Annotated in this window: 18 protein-coding genes; 10 read left to right on the plus strand and 8 right to left on the minus strand. The window is 60.1% G+C overall.

Translation table 11 applies throughout. The annotated features are described in order from the left end of the window. Nucleotides 1–167: 167 nt before the first annotated feature. Entirely contained in the window at nucleotides 168–1,022 is an 855-nt protein-coding gene (locus AC6FTP_RS17945) for a hypothetical protein (protein WP_497208286.1), read from the minus strand. A 185-nt stretch (nucleotides 1,023–1,207) separates the two neighbouring features. Between AC6FTP_RS17945 and AC6FTP_RS17950 the strand changes: the two genes are divergently transcribed. From AC6FTP_RS17950 to AC6FTP_RS17960, 3 genes are all read left to right on the plus strand, one after another. Continuing rightward, nucleotides 1,208–2,263, plus strand: a complete 1,056-nt coding sequence (locus AC6FTP_RS17950) for a CAP domain-containing protein (RefSeq protein ID WP_497208287.1) — start codon at nucleotides 1,208–1,210, stop codon at nucleotides 2,261–2,263. 22 nt (nucleotides 2,264–2,285) lie between these two features. After that, complete coding sequence (locus AC6FTP_RS17955) at nucleotides 2,286–3,332, plus strand: peroxiredoxin family protein (protein ID WP_497208288.1); 1,047 nt, start codon at nucleotides 2,286–2,288, stop codon at nucleotides 3,330–3,332. A gap of 301 nt (nucleotides 3,333–3,633) precedes the next feature. After that, complete coding sequence (locus AC6FTP_RS17960) at nucleotides 3,634–5,004, plus strand: Ig domain-containing protein (protein WP_497208289.1); 1,371 nt, start codon at nucleotides 3,634–3,636, stop codon at nucleotides 5,002–5,004. A gap of 18 nt (nucleotides 5,005–5,022) precedes the next feature. On the opposite strand, the gene AC6FTP_RS17965 is transcribed toward AC6FTP_RS17960, so the two are convergent. Further along, the gene (locus tag AC6FTP_RS17965; RefSeq protein ID WP_497208290.1) at nucleotides 5,023–6,057 is read right to left on the minus strand and encodes an NHL repeat-containing protein; all 1,035 of its coding nucleotides are present in this window, start codon (nucleotides 6,055–6,057) and stop codon (nucleotides 5,023–5,025) included. A gap of 98 nt (nucleotides 6,058–6,155) precedes the next feature. Between AC6FTP_RS17965 and AC6FTP_RS17970 the strand changes: the two genes are divergently transcribed. After that, entirely contained in the window at nucleotides 6,156–7,118 is a 963-nt protein-coding gene (locus AC6FTP_RS17970) for an NAD-dependent epimerase/dehydratase family protein (protein WP_497208291.1), read from the plus strand. Between the two features lie 11 nt (nucleotides 7,119–7,129). Here the strand turns inward: AC6FTP_RS17970 and AC6FTP_RS17975 are convergent, their stop codons facing one another. From AC6FTP_RS17975 to AC6FTP_RS17990, 4 genes are all read right to left on the minus strand, one after another. Further along, entirely contained in the window at nucleotides 7,130–7,630 is a 501-nt protein-coding gene (locus AC6FTP_RS17975) for a hypothetical protein (RefSeq protein ID WP_497208292.1), read from the minus strand. Nucleotides 7,631–7,690: 60 nt separating this feature from the next. Then, a complete protein-coding gene (locus tag AC6FTP_RS17980; protein ID WP_497208293.1) occupies nucleotides 7,691–8,881 on the minus strand; it encodes an AGE family epimerase/isomerase in 1,191 nt (396 codons plus the stop codon). A gap of 17 nt (nucleotides 8,882–8,898) precedes the next feature. After that, nucleotides 8,899–9,777, minus strand: a complete 879-nt coding sequence (locus tag AC6FTP_RS17985; RefSeq protein WP_497208294.1) for an AraC family transcriptional regulator — start codon at nucleotides 9,775–9,777, stop codon at nucleotides 8,899–8,901. 223 nt (nucleotides 9,778–10,000) lie between these two features. Next, entirely contained in the window at nucleotides 10,001–12,622 is a 2,622-nt protein-coding gene (locus AC6FTP_RS17990; RefSeq protein WP_497208295.1) for a DNA topoisomerase III, read from the minus strand. A 191-nt stretch (nucleotides 12,623–12,813) separates the two neighbouring features. On the opposite strand from AC6FTP_RS17990, the gene AC6FTP_RS17995 reads away from it, so the two are divergent. Genes AC6FTP_RS17995 through AC6FTP_RS18010 form a run of 4 tightly spaced genes read left to right on the plus strand, consistent with a single transcriptional unit; the run spans nucleotide 12,814 to nucleotide 16,323 of the window. Continuing rightward, nucleotides 12,814–13,425 (plus strand): hypothetical protein, encoded by a 612-nt coding sequence (locus AC6FTP_RS17995; RefSeq protein ID WP_497208296.1) that lies wholly within the window; start codon nucleotides 12,814–12,816, stop codon nucleotides 13,423–13,425. 49 nt (nucleotides 13,426–13,474) lie between these two features. After that, nucleotides 13,475–14,737 (plus strand): PQQ-binding-like beta-propeller repeat protein, encoded by a 1,263-nt coding sequence (locus AC6FTP_RS18000; RefSeq protein WP_497208297.1) that lies wholly within the window; start codon nucleotides 13,475–13,477, stop codon nucleotides 14,735–14,737. Beyond that, nucleotides 14,734–15,441 carry a DNA alkylation repair protein gene (locus AC6FTP_RS18005; RefSeq protein WP_497208298.1) on the plus strand — a complete coding sequence of 236 codons (708 nt, stop codon included), beginning with the start codon at nucleotides 14,734–14,736 and terminating at the stop codon, nucleotides 15,439–15,441. The genes AC6FTP_RS18000 and AC6FTP_RS18005 overlap by 4 nt, the downstream gene beginning before the upstream one ends. A gap of 6 nt (nucleotides 15,442–15,447) precedes the next feature. Continuing rightward, nucleotides 15,448–16,323, plus strand: a complete 876-nt coding sequence (locus tag AC6FTP_RS18010) for an alpha/beta hydrolase (protein ID WP_497208299.1) — start codon at nucleotides 15,448–15,450, stop codon at nucleotides 16,321–16,323. Here the strand turns inward: AC6FTP_RS18010 and AC6FTP_RS18015 are convergent. Beyond that, nucleotides 16,310–17,275, minus strand: a complete 966-nt coding sequence (locus AC6FTP_RS18015; protein WP_497208300.1) for a hypothetical protein — start codon at nucleotides 17,273–17,275, stop codon at nucleotides 16,310–16,312. The two genes, AC6FTP_RS18010 and AC6FTP_RS18015, sit on opposite strands and share 14 nt — an antisense overlap. Before the next feature lie 114 nt (nucleotides 17,276–17,389). Here AC6FTP_RS18015 and AC6FTP_RS18020 point away from each other — a divergent pair, with 114 nt between their 5' ends. Continuing rightward, complete coding sequence (locus AC6FTP_RS18020) at nucleotides 17,390–18,721, plus strand: Gfo/Idh/MocA family protein (RefSeq protein WP_497208301.1); 1,332 nt, start codon at nucleotides 17,390–17,392, stop codon at nucleotides 18,719–18,721. Between the two features lie 30 nt (nucleotides 18,722–18,751). On the opposite strand, the gene AC6FTP_RS18025 is transcribed toward AC6FTP_RS18020, so the two are convergent. Further along, nucleotides 18,752–19,690, minus strand: a complete 939-nt coding sequence (locus tag AC6FTP_RS18025; protein WP_497208302.1) for a histone deacetylase family protein — start codon at nucleotides 19,688–19,690, stop codon at nucleotides 18,752–18,754. 90 nt (nucleotides 19,691–19,780) lie between these two features. Here AC6FTP_RS18025 and recG point away from each other — a divergent pair, with 90 nt between their 5' ends. After that, nucleotides 19,781–21,859 carry an ATP-dependent DNA helicase RecG gene (recG, locus tag AC6FTP_RS18030; protein ID WP_497208303.1) on the plus strand — a complete coding sequence of 693 codons (2,079 nt, stop codon included), beginning with the start codon at nucleotides 19,781–19,783 and terminating at the stop codon, nucleotides 21,857–21,859. The last annotated feature ends 389 nt before the right edge of the window (nucleotides 21,860–22,248 follow it).

The following is a 22,248-nucleotide window of genomic DNA, read 5'->3' on the forward strand; positions in this document are numbered from 1 at the left end:
AGGCCGGTGTGATGGCAGGTGAAGCAGTTCGAGCGCTCGTCGATGGCAATGACCGAACTGCGCTCCAACAGCGGCAACGATTTGCCGACGGCGGCGCGGATCGACGCATCATCGGCAGCACAGGGGGGCGGCAACGAGGCAGGCCAGGGCGATTTTGAAAATGCTCATCAGGCTTTTACACCGCTGAGCGGATGAGATATGACCGCGTCCCATGCGAGCTTTTGAAGCAAAGTGTTGAGTTTTTCAGCCTCGGGTAGTTTGGCGATGGCAGCGGGCATGGGCAGGCCGATGGGGCTGCGGCCGTAGATGACGGCGAAGTGGCAGTAAGCGGCGATGGCTTTGACGTGATCACGCGGATGGCCGATGGGGTCGGTGAAGAGATCGCTCTGCTTGGCGATGCCGGGCGCTTTGCCCTGAATGATGAGATCACGCAGCGCCATCACGGCTTGACCGACGGGGACGACGAAGACGGCGGGTTTGCCCTTGGCGTATTTCGCGTTCAGCTCGCGCACATGATCGTCCATGGACTTGAAGTAGTCGTCATGCGCTGCGTGGAGGTCGGCCATCGTCTTGCTGTCGCGGTCAACGGTCTTGCCATTGAGTGGCTTGCCCCAGAGCGAGCCATCATCAAAGGTCATCCAGAACTCCTGCACGGTGATGCGGAGCTTCGGGTTGTACTCCAAACCGAGCTTCACGAAGTTTTCGATGCCGGCATCCGGTAGGAAGATGGGCGAGAGGGTGAGCACATCGGTTTTGCCCTCCATGAGCACGGGTTTGATCTTCTGCTTCTCTCCCTGCGCGTCCCAATGCTGGATGGTGCGCGATCCGCCGATGGAGGAGAGGCCGACCTGCTGATGACTGGTGATGCCCGCATTCTTCGTCGCCTCAATGAGCAGGCCTGGCATCCAGACATGGAAACTGTGCCCGGCAGTGAGGATGCGGAGGCCTTCGGGGGCCGTTTCCGCACGAAGGGTGGTGAACAGGCAGAGAAAGGCGAGGAGGAGTGGGGGTGGTGAGCGCATGGGGACATGAACGTCCCCCGAGGTCGAAGATTGCCAATCAGCAGCCTGACGTTTGGGATTTGAGCAGGTGAACTTCTCGTTTGCTGATGCTTATAATTACCATAGATTAACTCATCTTAATGTTTCGGACAACACAGCACCTACTCCAATGCTTCTCAGCCATCTTGGTTTGGGCTGTAGCGTGCTTGCCCATAGGCGCTCAGGCTGACCCGACGGCAGAGCAGCAATACATGCTGGAACTGGTCAATCGCCTGCGTCTGGCACCTGCGGCGGAGTTGGAAAAGATGGTCAATATGTCATCACCAGGCGTCTGGGATTCGCCCATGTCCGATCATCCCTCGGTGGCATTCGCATTGGCATTTTACGGAGTCAGCGCCAGCGCTCTGAGTTCCCAGTGGAGCACGCTGACGACTGCCCCGCCCCTGGCCTGGAATGACTCTCTGGCGGCAGCTTCAGACACCTACTCCAATCTCATGGTCTCGCTGGATCAGCAGGCTCATGGACTGGATGGGCAGAGCACGGGGCAAAGGCTGGTGAATGCGGGCTACTCCTCGAACTGGGGTGACGTGGCTCAGACGCTCTTCGCCGCGGCGGCAGATGGCACCCACGCCCATGCGGCCCTGGCGATCGACTGGGGCCCGGATGGTGGCAGCGGCACGGGGATCCAGCCGGGGGCTACTCACCGCGAAGCGCTGATGGACCCTCTATTTAAAGAGATCGGCATCGGCTTTCAGACGGTGTCTATCCCGATCTCGAATGCGGACGTTATCGGGCCGCTCGTCATCACGGAACATCTCGGCAATGTTCGCCGCTTCAATGGCATCTCCATCGTGGCCGATGCCATCCTCACGGGCAGCATCTTTGATGATTCCGTGCTCGGTGATGCCTTCTACACACCGGGGGAGGGCATCAGTGGAGAGCTGCTGTTTGTGTATGAAAACAGCACGGGAAACCTCGTCGCCTCAGGCCAGACGAACAGTGCTGGAGGGTTCAACATCGCCCTCACCGGGTTGATCGATGGAGTGGAATATCGAGTCGAGGCCCCTGGCACCGGCCAGTCGGCGCAGACCTTCATGCTGAATGCCTGGCAGGAAAACTACGGCACCGTCGGCAATCCCGACTGGACCACCTTTTACGACAATGTGTATGCCTCCTTCATCGCCGTGCCGGAGCCCGGCAGTGTTCTGCTTTTGCTTGGAGCCTGGCTCATCACCTGCCGACGTCGACGCATGACTTTGTGATTCCTCTCCCTTCTCTGATCTTATGAAATCCATCGCCCTTCTTTTGCTATCCAGCCTTCTATTCTCCGCCGCCGAGCCTCAGGATGTCGCCAAAACCATCCGCGCCTTGATTGATGAGTATGAGAACTCCGTGCGCGCAAACACGATGAAGATCATCGAAGCCAAGACCGAGGAGGAGAAGAACAAGTACCGCGCCACCGTGCCGAGCGCGGAACCCTGTGCTGCGAAAGTGCTCAAGATGGTGCAGCAGCACACGGATGATCCGGGGACAGGTCCCGCCGTCTCCTGGCTGGTCACGCAGGCCTCAGCCTTCCCGCAGGGGCAGATCGCGCTGCAAATGCTCGGAACGACTCATGTGGCACAGGCAGGCATCGCAGAAGCTGTGAAGTCGCTTGAATTTTATCCCTTCGAGATGGCCGTCCCGATCCTGAATGCCGTGCGTGAAAAGAACCCGAACAAGGATGAAAAAGCTGCCGCCACCTACGCGCTCGGGATGCAGCATTTTCGCCGCTTCGAGGTGTCAGCCGATGAAAAAGCCGCCGAGGCGGAAAAGACGAAGGCTATGGATTACTTCCAGGAGATCAGCTCCAAATACGCCGACGCGACGATCAAAGGCTTCCCCTTGGCCGATCAGGCTGGACGCACGATGTTCGAGCTCGCGAACCTCTCCGTGGGCAGCGAGTGCCCGGAGATCGACGGCAAAGATGTCGATGGCAGCGCTTTCAAGCTCAGCGACTTCCGGGGCAAACAAGTGGTGCTCATGTTCTGGGGAGGCTGGTGTCACGCCTGCCATGGAGTGCTCCCGCAGGTGAATCAGATGGTCACCGATCTGAAGAACAAACCCGTCGTCGTGCTCGGCATCAACACCGACGTGCCGGATGAGGCTCGCAAAGCCTATCAGACCTACCAGGTGAATTTCCGCAACTGGTCCGACGGCACCACCAGCGGACCGATCACGAGCATGTTTAATCTCCGCAGCTTCCCCACCCTCTATCTCCTGGATGCGAAGGGAAAGATCGTGCTCAAGAACACGACCCTTGAGGCCATTCGAGCCAAAGTTGGCTCGTGAGCCAATGGGACAGGGCATGTGATTTGTTGAAAGCCAAGCCTACTGGAGTGCCCAGAGGGGCCTCGGTTTCGCAAAGTTGATCTTGTGACTATCAAATAGAATACAATAACCATAAATTATTATGGAAGGTTTTCTATTATAACCATAATTTACAGGAACAACCATCTCGATGAACCCAACTCCACCCTTTCTGTACTCCATGCTCTTTCAGTTTCTCTCAAGGCGGCAGATCGCTTGCCTCATTATCGGGGTCACCAGCCTGTGCTGTTTCGATGTATCCCTTGCCGCAGCAGTGCCCCCAGTGCTCCTGCCTTTCGCCCCGGACAGCAATGGCATCGTCAGTGGCGAGATCAGTCACCAGCTCGAGTACACCGGCATGGCGACGAGTTTTAGCGTCACCGGTCTGCCCAACGGCGTGAAGCTCAATCCAACAACAGGCTGGATCACTGGACGCCCGCTGGTCGCAGGCAATTACACGATCGTCTTCACCGCCTCCAACGCGGGAGCTAAAAGCGCACCGCTGACCATTCCGTGGACGGTGGAGCCCCTGCCTGAAGGCACGGCTGGCACCTTCCATGCGCTTTTGGACCGGCATCCCTGGTACAATGGCGGCTACGGGGGCTCACTTCAGATCACCGTCACAGCGACCGGCACTTACACTGGCTACATCACACGCGGCATCCACCGCACCCAGATCAAAGGCGTGCTCGATACCGTCCCTGGCGGCAGTACTGCCCCAGAGAGCAGCTTCCTCGTAGCTCGTCGGGCACCCTATGAGCCACTGACCGTGGCCTTCTCTCTGCCCATCGGCTCGGGCAGCATCATTGGCACCCTTAGAGAACCCGAGGGCGATGTGATCCAGCTCTCCGGTTACAGGGCCGCTTTTAGCAAAACCAACCCCGCTACCGCCTACGTCGGACAGTGGAATACAGCCTTGGAATTGCCCAACGAACTCATCGGCGACTCCACTTACCCTCAGGGCGCAGGCTGGGCCATCCAGACCATCAGCAGCACTGGCTCGGTCGCTTGGATCAGCAAGCTGGCGGATGGAACGCCCAAAACCTTCAGCACAGCCCTCGGTGCCCAGGGGCAGACCGCCGTGCATCTCATGCTCTATGACAACGCGGGCTCCTTGCAGGGCACCGTCTCTTTCGACAGCAATAGCGACACCACCTCGGGCAGCCTGGGTTGGGTCAAAAGCCCCGTCTATTCACGCAACTACAGCGCTGGGTTCCCACTGCACTTCCTCAATGCCAGTGGAGCACTCTACACCCCGCCTGCTGCCAACGAGCTGATCTTCGGCATCACCGCCGGAGCGGACAACGCACGCCTTCTCTTCACCCAGGGCGGTCTTTCCAGCCCCTTCACCCAGACCTTCACCATCGGCACTGGCAACGTGATCACTCTCCCCGCTCTTGGCTCCGTTGCCAATCCCTACAAAATCAAGCTCACCGCCACTTTGAAAACCGGTGTCGTGTCTGGCAGCGGCACTGCCATGGACTACTCCCTGAATCAGCCCGCGAATGCCCGTCTCGGTATCTTCAGCAGCCTGCTCATCCCAGGCCGCGAGCAGGCCGTCGGCTACTTCCTCCTGCCCACCAGCACGAGCAATTCAGCCCCCCTCCTCTCCGGAAAACTCATCGGCGAGGAGAATGCCCCGTTGAACAATTGAGGCGGCTACGCGCCAGCATCACACACGCTCCAGCTTGATCGGGTAGGTATTGCCTGAGGCAAACTGGGCCACGTAGAGACTGCTGTCCTCATCCACAATCAAGTCATGCGGGTGGGTGAAGACCTCCTCCTGATGCTTCATCGATTGCAGCTTCCCAGTCTCATCATAGGTCGGTGAGGTCCCCGCGATGTTGGACATCACCCGCAGGTCCGCATCCAGCACGGACACAAACCCGCGCGAAGCCCGGTCCTTCGGCCAGTTGTCCGCCAGATGCGCCACAAAGTAGTGCGCTCCATGCGCGCGAATCTGGCGTGGATTCCCACCGGGGAGGTCCACCTGAGCCAGCTTCTTCCCATCGAGCGACAGTCGCAGCAGGTGCTGCTGATCACTCATCGCGATGAGCAAGGTCGGCGACGCGGGATCGCTCGCATCCACCATCCCGCCATGCGGCCCCCAATGGACGATCCCACCCTCCTGTCCGCCGAAAATCTTCACCAGCTTTCCCGCCGCGTCATAGTGCGTGATGTAGTCCCGCCCGTAGCCATCCAGCACAAAGAAATCGCCATGGCTGAGATGCAGCGTCCATGACGGCTTGAACTGCTCCTCCTTCTCATATTTCCCCGTCTGCTCCGGCCAGCGCCACTCCTGGAGCACCTCGCCATCCAGCGTCGTTTTCACGACTCGATGCATTTGCAGACAGGTGATGAAAAGCACCTCGCGCGCGCCCTCGGTCACGATGGACAAACCATGCGCGCCGGGAAACTGCGTGCCCCACTTCTTCACGAGTTTTCCTTGGCGATCATAGATGATCACGTTGTTCGCCACATGATCGGTCAGCAAGATCAGATGCCCCTCCCGGTCACGCACCATGCCGTGGCAGTTCTTCACCGGCGTCTTCGCATCCAGTACGCCCCAGCCCGGCACCACCCGATAGCGATACTCCCCCTGACCGAGCACCGCCGAAGCTTGAGCTTGGATGTGTGGAAAGCCTGAAATCATACCAGCAGTGGCAGCTTGCAGAAAACGACGACGAGTAGGTGCAGCAGAGATCATGCTCATGAAAACGCCCATCCCACCGCCGTCTCACAACAGCGATGAACATTCACGCATCAGTTGCCACCGCAGCCCACCTGCGGAGAATGCCCGCCCGTATGCCCTCCCCCTCCCGTTTGGAAATCAAAGCCTTCGTCACCGGCGGTGCCGGATTCATCGGCGGACACATCGCCCAGGCACTCGCTGCCCGCGGAGCCCGCGTCATCATTCTCGATGACCTCAGCACCGGCGATCTCACCAATCTCGCCTGGGCCACCAGCAATCCCGACATCGAATTCGTTCAGGGTAACATCACCGACACCGCCCTCGTGCAGAAGCTCGTCCCCGGTTGCGATTGGGTCTTCCATGAGGGTGCCATCGCCTCCGTGCCCCAGTCAGTGGCACAGCCCATGGAGAGCAATCAGGTGAATCTCGAAGCCTCGCTCGCCCTCCTCGTCGCCGCCCGTGATGCCAAGGTGAAGCGATTCATGTTCGCCTCTTCCGCCGCTATTTATGGCGATACCGAGGCACCCCTGAAGCATGAGTCCGATCCTGTCCTCCCACTCACTCCCTACGGTCTGCAAAAATACGCCAGCGAGCGCTACGGGCAGATGTTTCACCAGCTCTACGGCCTGGAAACAGTCGCGCTCCGTTACTTCAACGTCTTCGGTCCGCGCCAGAGCTTCAATTCCCCCTACTCTGGCGTCATCGCACGCTTCTGCACCCTCCTCCTTCGCGGGGAAATCCCCACCATCTTTGGCGATGGCCTCCAGTCGCGTGACTTCGCTTACATCGACAATGTGGTCGCTGCTAACCTCCTCGCCGCCGAGCGTCCCGCAGAAAAGGTCGCCGGTCGTGTCTTCAACATCGCCGGTGGCACCAGCGTCACGCTGCTGGACCTCATCGCCGAGCTCAATCGCCTCACCGGTCAGAGCATCGTCCCCAAACACGAGCCCGGACGCAGCGGCGACATCCGCCACTCCGCCGCCGACCTCACCGCCTCCTACTCCGACCTCGCCTACGAGCCAAAAGTCTCCTGGCAGGAAGGTCTGAAGCATACCCTCGACTTCTACCGGCAGTAATCAGCGCCCGGTCAGTCGATCTTCACTTCCTCACCCACGGCGGACTCATAGATCTGGTGCAGCTTAAAGGTCTGCTGCGCGGCGATCTTCTGCCCGAACTGCGCGGACAGGTACATCCCCACCGCCAGCGCCAGCATCACCGCGAAGATCCACAGCCCCCACGGCGTCATCTCCAGCGCCCACTGGCAGCCCCCCAGAATTCCCGAAAAAAGGCCTAACGAACCCACGATCAGATAGCCATAGAAAAAGGAGGCCCACATGTTCGCATTCGGGCCATAGGTGCCGTTCACCCGGGTGGTTTCATCACCCTCCGCATCCAGACTCAGATTCAATCGGGGCGACCAGTAGTGCCGGTCCTCCTCAGGGATGCGCAGGCAGACGAATCCAGGGAAGCTCTTCACTTCGCAGCGCGCCGCATCCCGCTCTATCTGCCCCACGATCTTCTCCCTCGCTGCCTCGACACCGAGATGAAGCACATGGGTAAAACGGGGACGGAGACGGAAGCTGCTCATGCGTGACAGCCTACCTAGAAAGCCGGATTTCTGTCAATCATCCAGTCATCACCCGCTCAATCACCCCAGCAGTCCCGCAGCATACCACAGCGCCCTCGGCAGATGAAAAGGCCCCTTGAACAGACTGCCCTTCGCCGTTTGGGAGGGGCTCCCATCCCGGTGCAGCCAGCCAAACCACTCCCCATGCTCGGGATCAGGGAAGTGCCGGAAGCTCCAGTCATGCACCGGCGCGTGCATCTCCGCATACTTCTCCTCATGCGTGATTTCATAAGCTAGGGCCGTGGCGATGATCCCCTCGCAGTGAGGCCACCAGAACTTCATGTCCTGCCAGTATTCCAGCACAGGCTTGTCATGCAGGTCACGGAAGTACAGCAGCCCACCATGCTCCGCATCCCAGCCACGCGCCCACATCGCATCCAGGATCTTCAGCCCGAGCTGGATGTAGCTCTTCTCCCCGCGCAGCCGCCCCTCATGGAGGATAAACCACGCACACTCGATGGCGTGCCCAGGGTTCAGCAATCGCCCCTCGGAGTGATCAATGATGCTTCCATCTGGGGCCACCGTCTCCAGCAGCACATTCAGGTCTGCCTTCCAAAACAGTCTCTCAATGTCAAAGATGAAGCGGTCGATCCACTCCGTCGCCGAGCGGCCCATCAGCTCCACATGCCCCAGATTCGCCCGCAGCTCCTGAGCCGTCACGATGCCGATCATGAGCGGTGCCAGCCCGATCATAGGTCGTGTCTCAGCACTCACTTTCGGCGTCATCATTCCAGGCTCAAAGGAATGCTTCAGGTAGGTGGCATAGTCACGCAGCGCAGCATCACGATAGCTCTGATCCCCCGTCGCCTTCGCATAGGCCGCATGGGCGATGGAGGCAAAGGCCTCACTATATACATAGCGCCTCATGCGCAGCGGCCTGCCCTCTCGGGTCACGGTAAAGAAAAGCTTCCCATCCGTCGCGTAGCCATGCTTGTCCAGGAAGGCGATGCATGACCCCGCCGCCTCCAGATACTCGGGGTTCTTCTCCACCGTGTTGAAGACCGTGGCAAACATCCACCCCGCCCGCCCTTGGAACCAGAGGCTCTTGTCCGAGTCGATCACGCCCCCGTCACGATCCAGTGCCGTCAGGATGCCATCATGCTCCCGGTCGATGCCATGGCGTAGCCAAAAGGGCAGCACATCCTTCAGCAACGTCTCACGATAAAGCGTGCGCAGGGCACTGCGTTTGTCCGGTGTGGAAAGGTAACTCATGGGAAGGTCCCCCTCCTTTACGCGCCTTCCACGCCCTGCCCAGCACGGAAAGCAGTCGGCGTCATGCCCGTGTGCCGCTTGAACCATGCCGTGAAGTGCGGCGGATGCCGAAACCCGAGACCAAAGGCGATCTCCTTGAGCGATGTCTCCTCACCCGACAGCCGTTCACGTGCCGTCCACAGCCGACGCTGATCCAGCCAGGCCTGCGCCGTCATCCCCAGATGTGCCCGCAGCAGATCATGCACCCGGCGACTGCCCAGTGTGGTCCCTTCACCCAGTTGGTTCAGCCTTAAAGCCTGATCCAGCGGCCACTCATGCAGGGCACGCACCAGCCCTTCCAACCGCCGATCCTGCGCCGTGGCCGGGGGGTGAGGCTGAATGCCCAGGCTTTGCAAAGTGCAGACGTACTCACCCATCCACTGCCGGAAGGCGGACTCATGCTGGCACCAGTCCGAGAGCGACTTCGATGTCGCCACGATCCCCTCGTGATAATTGACCTCCCGCTTCCGACCATGCACCGCGCGGAAGAGAGACCGCGTCGCCATCAACAAATCAGCCGAGCGCGATGCCGTGGCTGTCACATTCAGCCCCGCCTGAAACACCGGTGCCCCACTTGGCCACTGGCAGCGGAAGCCCACCGAGAGCAGCCTCGTCCCCGCTGCGAACCACTGCCGCCGCGTGCCCGGAGCTGTGAAGAAGCTCTGCCCCGCTTTCACGACGATCTCACGTCCGCCTGCCCTGATCCTGCCCGAACCGCACTCCACCCAACACCAACCCGCGGGCACCGTGATCTCGTCCGACCACCTCTCCGTTACCGGCACCAGCCCATGATACACCCACAGCCACTCAAAGTGGAGACTCTGCCAGACGGCGGGAGGGAGCAAGGAGGTGGGCATGGCGTCAGATATATTTGATCCCATTTCAGAAATCTAAAGTGCATCCAGGCGAAGACATCACCTGTTCCACGATCTCAAAGGATCATGGCGCCAAGTGCATAACCCCATTGCTGAGCGCGTCTTCAGCGTGCTGACAACTCCCAAGCTGGTGCCCCGAGTTTCGAACTCGGGGGATCGGCGAGAGACAATCTTTCTGCACCAGCACACGACTTGAAAAGTCACGCTACGGCGATTCAGGAGATTCTTCTTCCTTCGCGGCGAACTTGCCTTTCTTCGGCTTGGGTGCGGCTTTCGGGCGTGGCTCGCGCGGTGGGAATTCCCAGCCGAGCAGGCGCTTTTCACCGGCTTTGCACTGGAGGAAGGCACTGAAGGGACGGCCTCTTTTCGAGATCATGTTCTCGATGAGGTCGGACTTGCCTTCGGTGAAGAACTTGATGGCACTGGCGGTGCTGATTTCCTTTTTGCAGAGCACGCGCGGGATCTTGGCGTTGCAGAGCTTCGGATCTCGGGCGGCCACGTCGCAGATGAAGTTGGTCGTCGTCTCGTAGATCTTGCCGATGCGCTTCTTCTTCGCGCAGACAGGGCAGTCGCAGATGGGCTCGGCGCTGCTGAAGTCGAAGGGAGGCGGGGCATCGGGATCATTGCTTTCGCCGGTGAAGGCAAAGGCGACCTTGCCGGTGTCCTTGATCTCGAGTCCGGCGGAGAACTCTTTGCCCAGGCGGCTGCGGAAACCTTCCATCGGCGGCAGGAACTTCTTCTCCAGCAGCTCGCGCATCTGCTCTTCGGAGAGCTGCAGTCCGGCGATGACCTTGAAGGCACGCACTTTGCACTCCTCGTTTTTGCAGGCGTAATAGTCCTCCGTCTGTGTGAAACCGCGCTGGCCGCAGGTGCCGCACTGCACGTCCAGATCAGGATACACACGATCCTTCGCCGCTTTCTGGTAGGCGCGGGTCTTCTCCACCACATCCGTGGTCAGTTTGCGGATGTCGCGCATAAAACTATTCCGCTCGAGCTGGTGGGCTTCCATCTGGCGGAGCTTGTATTCCCACTGGCCGGTGAGCTCGGGGGAGCTGAGCGCCTCGATGCCGATCTCGCTGATCTGGTCGATGAGGGCGAGGCCCTTCGTCGTCACGGCGATGTTACGCTCGACTCGTTCGATGTATTTGTCACTGATCAGGCCTTCGATGATGGCCGCACGAGTGGCAGGGGTGCCGAGTCCGCGCTCGCTCATCGCAGCGGCGAGCTCTTCATCTTCCACGAGCTTGCCAGCGGTCTCCATGGTGCGGAGCAGGGTGGCTTCATTGAATCGGGCAGGGGGCTTGGTTTGCAGTTCCTCGACCTTGGCATCTTTGGTCTGCGCAGTGTCGCCATCCTTGGCCTGCACGAGCAGCTTTGCGGCCTGTTCCTGGCCTTCGCCAGCGGCTTCCTCGGCGGCTTTTTTGCCATACACGGCCAGCCAGCCTGGATCCATGAGCACCTTGCCGACGCTGCGGAAAGCGTCCTGCTCCACGCGAGTGATGCGGACGGTTTCTTCAAACTCGGCGGGAGGGAAGAAGACGGCGACAAAGCGGCGTGCGACCATGTCGAAGAGCTTCTGTTCGGCCTCGGGCAGGCCTTTCGGCGGGATGAGCCCGGTCGGGATGATGGCAAAGTGATCACTCACCTTGCTGGTGTCGAAGACGCGCTTCGTCGGGCGCACCCATTTGTTATCCAGCGCGGTGGCAGCGTGCTTGCCGAGGTCGGCAGGGAGGGCGTCGATCTTCCGGTCATCATGACTGGCGAAGGTCTTCAAGGTGTCGAAGACAGTGCCGAGGTAATCTTCCGGGAGGTAGCGTGAATCGGTTCGCGGATAGGTGAGGACCTTGAACTTTTCATACAAGGCCTGGGCGATCTGAAGGGTGCGGCGTGCGGAGAAGCCGAAGCGGTTGCTGGCCTCGCGCTGGAGGCTGGTGAGGTCGTAAAGCAAGGGCACGACCTGCTTCACGGGCTTCGTCGTCTGCTCGATCTTGCCCGGCTTACCCTGGCAGCGGGCGACGATGGCCTCGGCCTTGGCTTTGTCCCAGAGGCGTTCGGGTTTCTTGTGCTCGTCCTGCTCGTCTTTGACGAATTTTTCATCCAGCCAGCGGCCCTCGTAAGTCCCGGCGGTCACGCCGAAGAGTGCATGTACTTCAAAGTAGGTGCGGGAGGTGAAGACCTGGATCTCGCGCTCGCGCTTGGCGAGGATGGAGAGGGTAGGGGTCTGCACTCGGCCTGCCGGAGTGAGGCGGAAACCGCCGTGACGCGAATTCAGAGCGGTGAAGGCACGCGTGGCATTGATGCCGACGAGCCAGTCGGACTCACTGCGGCACTTCGCGGCATCGGCCAGCGGGCGCATCTCGGCATCGCTGCGCATCTTTTTAAAGGCATCGAGGATCGCGCCCTGGGTCATGGACTGCATCCAGAGACGTTTCACCGGCTTCTTAATGCCGGCGCACTCGACGATGTAGCGGAAGATGAGTTCACCCTCTCGGCCAGCATCGCAGGCATTGATGAGTTCACTCACATCGGCGCGCTTCATGAGCTTCTTGAGGAGCTTGAAGCGGTCTGCATTGTCCTCGATGGGGCGGAGCTCGAACTCATCCGGCATGATGGGCAGATGGGTCCAGCCCCAGCCGATCTTTTTGCCATTCACCTCAGGCATCGCCAGCTCGATCAGGTGACCGACGGCGCTGGAGATGACGTGCGTGTCATTCTCATAATAGTCTTTCTCCTTCGTGAATGCCTTCATGCCCGGGGCCTTCGCCAAAGAACGGGCGAGATCGGCGGCCACACTGGGTTTTTCGGCAATGATGAGAGCTTTGGACATGATGGAAAGAACGGAAGGCTGGTCGGAAAAGGGGCCACCTAAGGCATCCAATCGGACCGGATGTCAATCTTTTCGAAAGAGGCGTGGATTTAGAGATTGCTGGAAAGAAGCCGATGCGATTACTTCCGCCGCATGACGGAAACAATGAATCCCAAGGCGGATTACATCGTGAGAAACGGTGTGTCTTTGCCATGAACCTTCCGCGCATCCTCTTCATCTGGGCGGTCACCAGCGTCATGCTGCATGCCCAGGAATCGACTGTGATCAAAGCCGTGAAGGATCGCGCCGAACGCGGCAAGCTGAGCGATCAGCGCCAGCTTGTGCGCGGCGATACCGGTAAGTGGAACGACTCCTCGACTCTACAACATGCGCCGCCGCTCGCGCAAAAACCGCAAGGTATGTCGCTTGATGATTGGGCGGACGAATTGAGCGAGAAAAAGCCCGTCACCACCGCCACTGATGACAACTGGCTCCTCTTCCGCACGCGTCAGCTCGATGACAATGACCGCGTGTGGATCGAGAAGATCGAGCGCAGCGGCAACGTCTTCACCATCACGATGCACGAGGCCATCTGGCAGGGAAACTACTTCAAGACCTTCACTTACTACGAAGTTACCGCCTTGAACCTCGGCAAGCTGTCAGAGGGTGAATACACCGTGAAGTGGGTCGTGAAGCCACTCGCCTTCAAGCAGCTCGAAAAGCCCCGCGAAGCCCAGAACAACTACCAAACGAACTGGCCCATCGATGACCAGTCTGGCAGCGCCAAGGCAGTCGAACTGAAGATCGCGTTTTCAGTGAAGTGATCGTTTCGCGTGCAATGCGTCACGGCCAGCGGGCGTTCTCATAGTCACCATGAAGCCGCTCCTCTTTTTCGCCACGCTCGCACTGACCTCTCACGCTGCGGACTGGCCGCAGTTTCGTGGTCCCACCGCCGATGGCGTCACCACCGACACGAATCTGCTGCTGACGTGGAGTGAAAAGGAGAACCTCGTCTGGCGCACGGAACTGCCCGGCCCCGGCTCATCGAGTCCCATCGTGAGCGGCGACAAAATCTTCCTCACCAGTTACAGCGGCTACGGCATCGACGTGAAGGAGCCCGGCGACATGGCGAAGCTCAAGCGCCACGCGATCTGTCTCGACAAGAAGACCGGCAAGATCCTGTGGAATCATGAGATCACGACCGATCTGCCCAACAAGCCCTACACCGGCACTTACATCACCACTCACGGCTACGCGTCGAGTTCGGCGGTTACGGACGGCAAGGGTGTGTTCTTCTTCATGGCGAACGCAGGCATCCACGCCTTCACCGTCGATGGCAAAAAGGTCTGGGATGTCAGTGTCGGTGAAAAGGCACATGATTGGGGCGTCGGGTCGTCTCCCATTCTTTATGGCGAGCTGCTCATCGTGAATGCCGCGCTGGAGAGCAATCAGCTCCTCGCGCTCGACCGCAAGACCGGCAAAACCGTGTGGAGCGCCACCGGCTTCCCAGCCTCATGGAACACGCCTACGATCGTGAAGGTCGATGGACATGACGAACTCGTCGTGAACTCGAATGGCAAGCTGCGCGCCTTTGATCCGCTCACCGGAAACGAGTTGTGGTTCTGCAACAGTATCAAGGCAGCCGAGCTTTGTCCCAGCATCGTTGCCCATGACGGCGTTATCTTCGTCATCGGCCATCCCGGCGGCCAAAGCCAGGCCGTCAAAGCCGGTGGCAAAGGCGATGTCAGTGCCACGCACAATGTCTGGCAGGCACAGAAGGGCAGCAACGTCGGCTCCCCCGTTTACAAGGACGGTCATCTCTACTTCATCAACGACTCTCGCGGCGTCGCCACCTGCCTTGATGCCAACTCGGGCGCGATCGTTTATGAACAACCACTCGCCTCACGTCAGAAGCGTGACCGGTGGTATTCTACGCCATTGCTCGCAGGTGATAAAATGTACTGTGTAGGCCGCGAAACCGGCACCTATGTCATCGCTGCCAAGCCGCAGTTCGAGTTGCTCGCCACCAACATCATCGCCGGTGACGACAGCATCAGCAACGCCAGCCCCGCCGTGTCTGACGGCCAGATTTTCCTCCGCTCCAACAAATACGCCTACTGCTTTGGCAAGAAATGACCCTCGATGAAGTCATGCAGGCGCTCGCCGCCAAAGCCAGCGCCACCACCAAGAAGACGCTCATGCGTCACGGCGCACCTGAGCCGATCTTCGGCGTGCGCATCGGCGATATGCAGCCGATCCGAAAGCAGATCAAAGGCGACCAAGAACTCGCCATGCAGCTCTATGCCACGGGCAACTCCGATGCGATGTATCTCGCCGGTCTTGTGGCCGATGGCCGCAAGATGACGCGCGCGCAGATCGAGCGCTGGGTCAAAACATCCGTCTGGCGAATGCACTCTGGAACCACGGTGCCATGTGTGACAGCCGAGCATCCCGATGCCATCGAGATCGCGCTGAAGTGGATCGATTCTCCGAAGGAATCCATCGCCGAGTCCGGCTGGGCCACACTTTCAAACGTGGTGATCACCACGCCGGATGACAAACTCCCCATCAAGCAGCTCGACACGCTGCTCACCCGCGTGGTGAAGACGATCCATTCGTCCCCAAACCTCGTTCGTTATGTGATGAACGGCTTCATCATCGCCTGCGGAACCTACGTTGCCCCGCTCGGCGACAAGGCCATTGCCGCCGCGCGAAAGAGCGGCCGCGTCGAGGTGGACATGGGGCAGACCGACTGCCAGGTGCCCGATGCAGAGAGTTACATCCTCAAAAGCCGTCGCGGTCTGCCGGTGGCTCCGAAACGCAAGACAACCCGCTGCTAATCTCTCATGAAACTCCTGCTCCTCGTCTCACTCGCCCTCGTCGCTCCTGTTTACGCCCAAACCGCTGCCAAAGCCAAGGCACCCGATGCTGTGGACATGCTGGCGAAGGATCTCAAGCCGTCACGCGTCCTCGTTTACAAGAAAATCGCCGAGCGTGAACTGCAACTGCACGTGTTTGAGCCGCAGGGATTCAAGGCCGGTGACAAGCGTGCGTGCTACCTCATCATTCATGGCGGTGGCTGGACCGGCGGCGCGCCACCACGCATGTATCCCTTTGCCGCGCATTACGCGAAGCTCGGCCTTGTTGGCATCAGCATGTCCTATCGCCTGCACAGTGCGAAGACGGGAGTGAGTGTGTTCGATTGCGTGAAGGATGCGCGTTCTGCCATGCGCTACATCCGCGTCCACGCCACCGAACTCGGCATTGATCCGCAGAAGATCATCGTCAGTGGTGGCTCGGCTGGCGGGCATCTCGCTGTCTCGACAGCGCTGTTCGATAAAGTGAACGAAGACAGCGACGATCTCACGATCTCTGCGACTCCAACGGCACTCGTGCTTCTGTTCCCTGTCATCGACACCTCGAAGGAAGGCTACGGCCAAGCCAAAATCGGCGAGCGCTGGCAGGAACTCTCTCCGGCACACAACGTGCGCGCTGGCCTGCCCCCCACGCTCATCTTCCACGGCACTGGCGACACGGTGACTCCCTTCGCCGGAGCCAAGACCTTCCACGAAGCCATGCTCAAAGCCGTAAACCGCTGCGAGCTCGACATCAATGAAGGCGGTGCCCACGGCTACCTCATGCGCAGCAAGGCGCTCTTTGACGACACGATGACGAAGACGGACGCGTTCCTGAAATCCCTTGGCTTGCTCACGGCTTCGTGAAGCGGACACGGTAGTTTCCGTTCAAGAGTTCCTGACGGCGGTAATCACAGTCGTAGTGCAGGAAGAGTCTGACTTGGCCGCTGGTTTCCTGCGGGATCAGGATGCGGTGGATGCCTTCGGCATCGAGCCACTGGATGAGATCGGGCTGCCCGTTCTGACCTCGCGTGACTTTGCCACGAAGACCATCAGGAAGGGTGGCTTCATTGCCCAGGACTTCCATTTCGAAGCTGTTGCGGATGATGAAGGCGGGCGGGCGCGGTCCTTTGCGGTGCAGAATGGGTCTTTGGCCGAGGCCAAATCTGTCGCCCCGCAGGTTGCCGGTGAGTTCCAGGCTGACCATGTGGGCGACGAGAAGTTTCCGGCGTGAGTCTCGGGCGAGCGGTGGCTGGCGGGAGTCGATCCAGCGGTCAATCGCCACCTGCCGGAGGGCAAAGGCGGACTGGGGACTTGTCAGCTCGGGATAAACGCGCAGGGCTTCTTGCTCATACTTGGCACGGTCATCCGGGCTGTCCGTGAAGCTGTCATTCACGTTGCGCAGAAAGGGGTCATGATAGTGCTCGAAGAAGCGGCGGGTCTCCATGACGCGGTTGTACACCGCCGCTTCCGGCGCGCCCTGCTTCACCACCGAACCATCTTCGGCACGCTGAGCATTGCTCCCTGGTCCCATGCGCCCGATGCTCTCCCGTTCTTCCTGGGCTGGTAGGGCCGTCTTTTGACCTCGGTCAAAGGCGCGCTGAGTCGCCGCCGCACGTTCGCGACCCGCTTTTTCAAAGACGGAGCCGTTTGAGCCGCTCGGCAGTCCACCCGGCTGGCGCGACATCTCCCGCTCCAGTTCCACACGCTTTCTAGCCTCTTCGCGCTCACGGCTGGCTTTCTCGAAAGGATTGATCTCCTGGGCGTGCAGTGCCATGCCGGTGATCAGCAGGAGGGCAGGGGAGGCAAGGCGTGGCATGACGAGCACGGAGATACTATTATTTATCACGCTGCCACCTGACTCGGCAATGGCGATGTACTCATGCCTGCGCCATGAAAGGTGGCCAGCCAACGCCACGATTACTTCATCCCTATGCTCTCCGACCTGAACCGCCGCCAATTCGTCCACACCACGGCCATCCTGACTGCCGCCACCAGTCTCCGCGCCCAGCAGAAAGCGGACTCCGCTGAAACCCTCCGCATCGGCCTCGTCGGCTGTGGTGGTCGCGGCACCGGCGCTGCCTCCCAGGCTCTCGGCGCGGAATACAATGGTAAGATCGTCGCCATGGCTGATGTCGATCTAAAGCAGATCGATGGCAGCATCGCCTCGCTCTCTCAGAAGTTCCCGGACCGTGTGGATGTGAAGCCTGACAAGAAATTCATCGGCATTGATGCCTACAAGAAGCTCATCGACAGCGGAGTCGATGTGGTCCTACTAGCCAGCCCTCCAGGGTTCCGCCCCATGCACCTCCAGGCCGCCGTGGATGCCGGGAAGCACATCTTTTGTGAAAAGCCCATGGCCGTGGACACCATCGGCTATCACATGGCCATGGCCGCCGTGAAGAAGGCGAAGGAAAAGAAGCTCAATCTCGTGGCCGGCTTCTGCTGGCGCTACAGCACCTCCCGCATGGAGGCCTTCAAGCGCGTGCTCGGCGGCGACATCGGGAAAATCACCAGCGTCTATGCCACCTACCACACCGGCCCCGTGAAGCCCATGCCTCCCGCCAGCGGCCGCCCTCCTGGCATGAGCGATGTCGAGTGGCAGGTGCGCAACTGGTACAACTTCTCCTGGCTCAGTGGTGACAGCCTCGTCGAGCAGGCCGTGCACAGCGTGGATAAAATCTGCTGGGCTATGGGTGACAAGCCACCGATGAACTGCATCGGCACTGGCGGACGCCAGATCAAAGCTGAAGACGGCAACATCTTCGACCATTTCCACGCTGCCTATGAGTGGGAAAACGGCGTCATGTGCAACATGGCCAGCCGTCAGATCAAAGGCTGCCAGGGCCACAATCAGGACATCATCCGTGGTGAAAAAGGCGTGCTCACCATCGGCAAAGGCGGTGCCCCTTTCATCGACGGACCGAAGCGCTGGCGCTTCCGCGATGAGGAGAAAAACATGTATGACCTCGAGCACGAGGCCCTCTTTAACTCCATCCGCAAAGGCGAAGTCATCAATGATGGCAACCGCATGATGCTCTCCACACTCGTCGCCATCATGGGCCGCGAGGCCGCCTACACCGGCCAACTCATCACCTGGGATCAGATGCTCGCCTGCACCCAGGACCTCGCTCCCGATACGCTGAAGTGGGGCGACAGCTTCAAGCCCACGCCGATGCCCATGCCCGGCGTGACCAAATTCCTGCTGCCAGAGCCGAAGAAGCCTGAGGAAACTCAGGGCGAGAAGAAGCAGAAGAAAGCCTAATGACCTGAAACCTGTGCCCGGTGATCCATCTCACCGGGCCAGCGCTCCGACGTGCGCGGTGACCGCAGTGGCAAGTCCACTGAGATTGTAGCCACCTTCCAGGACAGAGACCAATCGGCCCTGGCAGTGCTCTTCCGCAGCCTGCATGAGCAGCTTGGTCAGGGAAGCGAAGTCATCGTCGGTGAGCTTGAACTTGCCGAGCGGGTCATCGACTCGGGAGTCGAAGCCGGCACTGATCATGATGAGGTCGGGTTTGAAGGCGGCGATAGCGGGCAGGAGCTTGGTTTCAAAGGCCTCGCTGATCTGCGTCATGCCGGTGCCGGCGGGCAGTGGGAAATTCATGGTGCTGCCCTTGCCTTTGCCAGCGCCGGTTTCCTCGGCGTGGCCGGTGAAAGGATACCAGGGGCTCTGATGCGTGCTGGCAAAGAAGACGCTGCCGTCATCATAGAAGATGTCCTGGGTGCCGTTGCCATGATGCACGTCCCAATCGACGATGACGACCTTCGCTGCGCCGTGCTGCTTTTGGACATGACGGGCACCGAGGGCGATGTTGTTAAAAAGGCAGAAGCCCATGCCCTGGCTCGGGCGCGCATGATGTCCTGGCGGCCGGACGGCACAGAAGGCGCGGGTGAGTTTGCCAGACATGACGGCATCCACGGCATTCAGCACGCCACCGACGGCACGCGTGGCGATGTCGTAGCTCTTCGGGCAGATGTTGGTATCGCCCGTGCTCAGGGCATCCAGCCCGGCGGCGACTTCATCGCGGGCAAGCTCGATGTAATGACGCGGATGGCAGCGCTCGATCTCGGACATTTCAGCGGCGCGACTTGGGATAGAGGCAAGCTTGGGCAGCAGATCAGAGGCGGTGAGCGCCTTCATGATCGCCGTGTAGCGCTGCGGGCACTCGGGATGTCCGGGACCGGGATCGTGGTCGGTGTAGAGAGGATCGAGGAGGAGACCGGTTTTCATGGGATGACAGGATTCAATCCTTGTTCTTTGGCAACTTCAAGACTTGAACTAAGCACTGAGAACTGAGCACTGCTCACTTTTCATCCCGCCATGCCTCTGACTCTCGATTCACCACTCAACACCGTCCCCGATCTGCCCTCGCGGATGGTGAAGACCTTGGAGAAGGAAGGTCTCACGACGGTGCGCGATGTGATCTCCTGGCTGCCTTTCCGACATGAAGACCGCACACGGGATGACGCGATTTCATTTCAGGTCAGCGAGCTGCCCGTTTGCCATCAAGTGCTGGTGACGAAGACAGGGAACAAGTTCTTCGGTGGGCGCGGTGGGATGTTCGAAGCGCAGGTGGAGCCCTCGGGCGGAGCATCCATGGGGCAACTGCTGACGCTTCGTTGGTGGTCCATGCCTTTCATGAGCCGGGTGATTGCCGAGGGGCAGCGGCTGATCGTGTATGGCAAGATCAAGGAGTTTAAAGGGCGGCTGTCGATGGATCATCCCGAGTATGAAGTGCTGGATGAGGAAGGCACGACGACGATCCACTCGGGCCGCATCACGCCGGTGTATCGGCTGAAGGCGGGCGTGACGCAGAAGACGCTGCGCACAGCGGCGTGGTTTGTCGTGCAGCACTTGGGAGATGACTTCGCCTCCGATGTGCTGCCGAAGCCGAGCGAGGCGGGCGAGTTCGCGGGCTGGAATCGAGCTCGGGCGCTGAAGGCGGTACACTTCGCGGCGACGATGGAGGATCTGGAGAAGGCGCGTCGCTATCTCGCGCTGGAGGAGTTTTATGGCTATCAACTCCGCGTCGTGCGGCGTCGCCGAGCCGTGCTGGAGTCGGGTGGGCACTCGCATGTGGCGGGGCCGCTGGTGCAGGATTTTGAGAAGGCGCTGCCCTTTGAAATGACCGGCGCGCAGAAGCGCTCGCTGGAGGAAATCCAGCGCGACATGGCGAGCAATGCCCCGATGAATCGCCTGCTGCATGGCGATGTCGGCAGCGGCAAGACGGTGGTGGCTTTCGCGGCGATGCTGGGCGCGGTCGAGTCCGGCAAACAAGCCGCGCTCATGGCTCCGACGCAGATCCTGGCCGAGCAACATTTCCAAACCGCGCGCAAGTGGCTGGAGCCGCTGGGCCTTAACGTGGCGCTGCGCACGGGAACGCGTGCGGAGGAAGGAGGTGTGGAGCTTTTGACGGGGAAGATGTCGAACAAAAATCAGATCCTCATCGGCACGCACGCGCTGCTACATGATGCGGATCTGGTGAAAAATCTCGGCCTCGTGGTGATCGATGAGCAGCACAAGTTCGGTGTGGCTCAGCGGGCGAAGTTGATTCAAAAAGGCAATACGCCCGACGTGCTCGTGATGACCGCCACGCCCATTCCACGAACTTTGACACTGACGATCTACGGTGATCTCGATGTCTCGACGATCGACGAACGCCCGAAAGAACGCGGGAAGATCATCACCAAGGTTCGACCATCCTCAAAGCAGGCGGATGCGGCGAAGTTCCTGCGCGAGCAACTCGATGAAGGTCGCCAGGCCTATCTTGTGTATCCGCTGATCGAGGAGTCGGAGAAGCTGGATGTCACCGCCGCGAAGAAAGGCTACGAAGAGTGGTGCAAGCTGCTGCCGAACTTCAGTGTCGGCCTGCTGCACGGCAAACTCAGCGCCGAAGAGAAAGACCTCGTCATGCGTGACTTCCGCGCGGCGAAGCTCGACGTGCTCGTCAGCACCACCGTCATCGAGGTCGGCGTCGATGTGCCGAACGCCACCGTCATGTATGTGCACCACGCCGAGCGTTACGGGCTGGCGCAGCTCCATCAGCTTCGAGGCCGCATCGGGCGTGGCGAGCACACCTCCTACTGCGTGCTATTTGTGCCTGATAAAGAGGAGGAGGCCAAAAGCCGCCTCGCCATCATGGAGCAAACCACCGACGGCTTCCTCATCTCCGAAGAAGACCTCAAGCGACGCGGCCCCGGCGATGTTCTCGGCAAGGCGCAGAGTGGTCAGGCTCCGCTGAAGTTCGCCGAGCTGCTGGCCGACACCCGGCTGGTCCGCATCGCCCGGCAGCTTGCCGAAAGGACGCTGGATGAAGATCCCTTCCTGCGTGCGCCCCGCTTTGCCGAGCTGCGTCCCTTCGTCTTTAAAGAGGACACCCCGCAGGCGATGATGCAGTAACCGTAGCTGCTTCCATCTGAATCTGGGCTGAAATGATTCACTCCGGCTTTCGGCAGCATGTAGGGGTGCCCGGACCTCTCACCGGCCAACTCAGATCGTCGGCAGAGCCGCGTTGGGGTGATCCTGTGACCAAGCCACGAACTAGAATCGCCAATTCAGTTCTTCTACCCAGCGGGTCCGTCGCTCACCCCCGGCGGGTCCGTCGCTCACCCCCGGCGGGTTCGTCGCTCACCCCCGGCGGGTTTGCCGCTCACCCCCGGCGGGTTCGTCGCTCACCCCCGGCGGGTTCGTCGCTCACCCCCGGCGGGTTCGTCGCTCGCCCCCAGCGGGTTCGTCGCTCGCCCCCAGCGGGTTCGTCGCTCACCCCCAGCGGGTTCGTCGCTCACCCC

The organism is Prosthecobacter sp., from assembly GCF_044378005.1.
Taxonomy (GTDB): domain Bacteria; phylum Verrucomicrobiota; class Verrucomicrobiia; order Verrucomicrobiales; family Verrucomicrobiaceae; genus Prosthecobacter.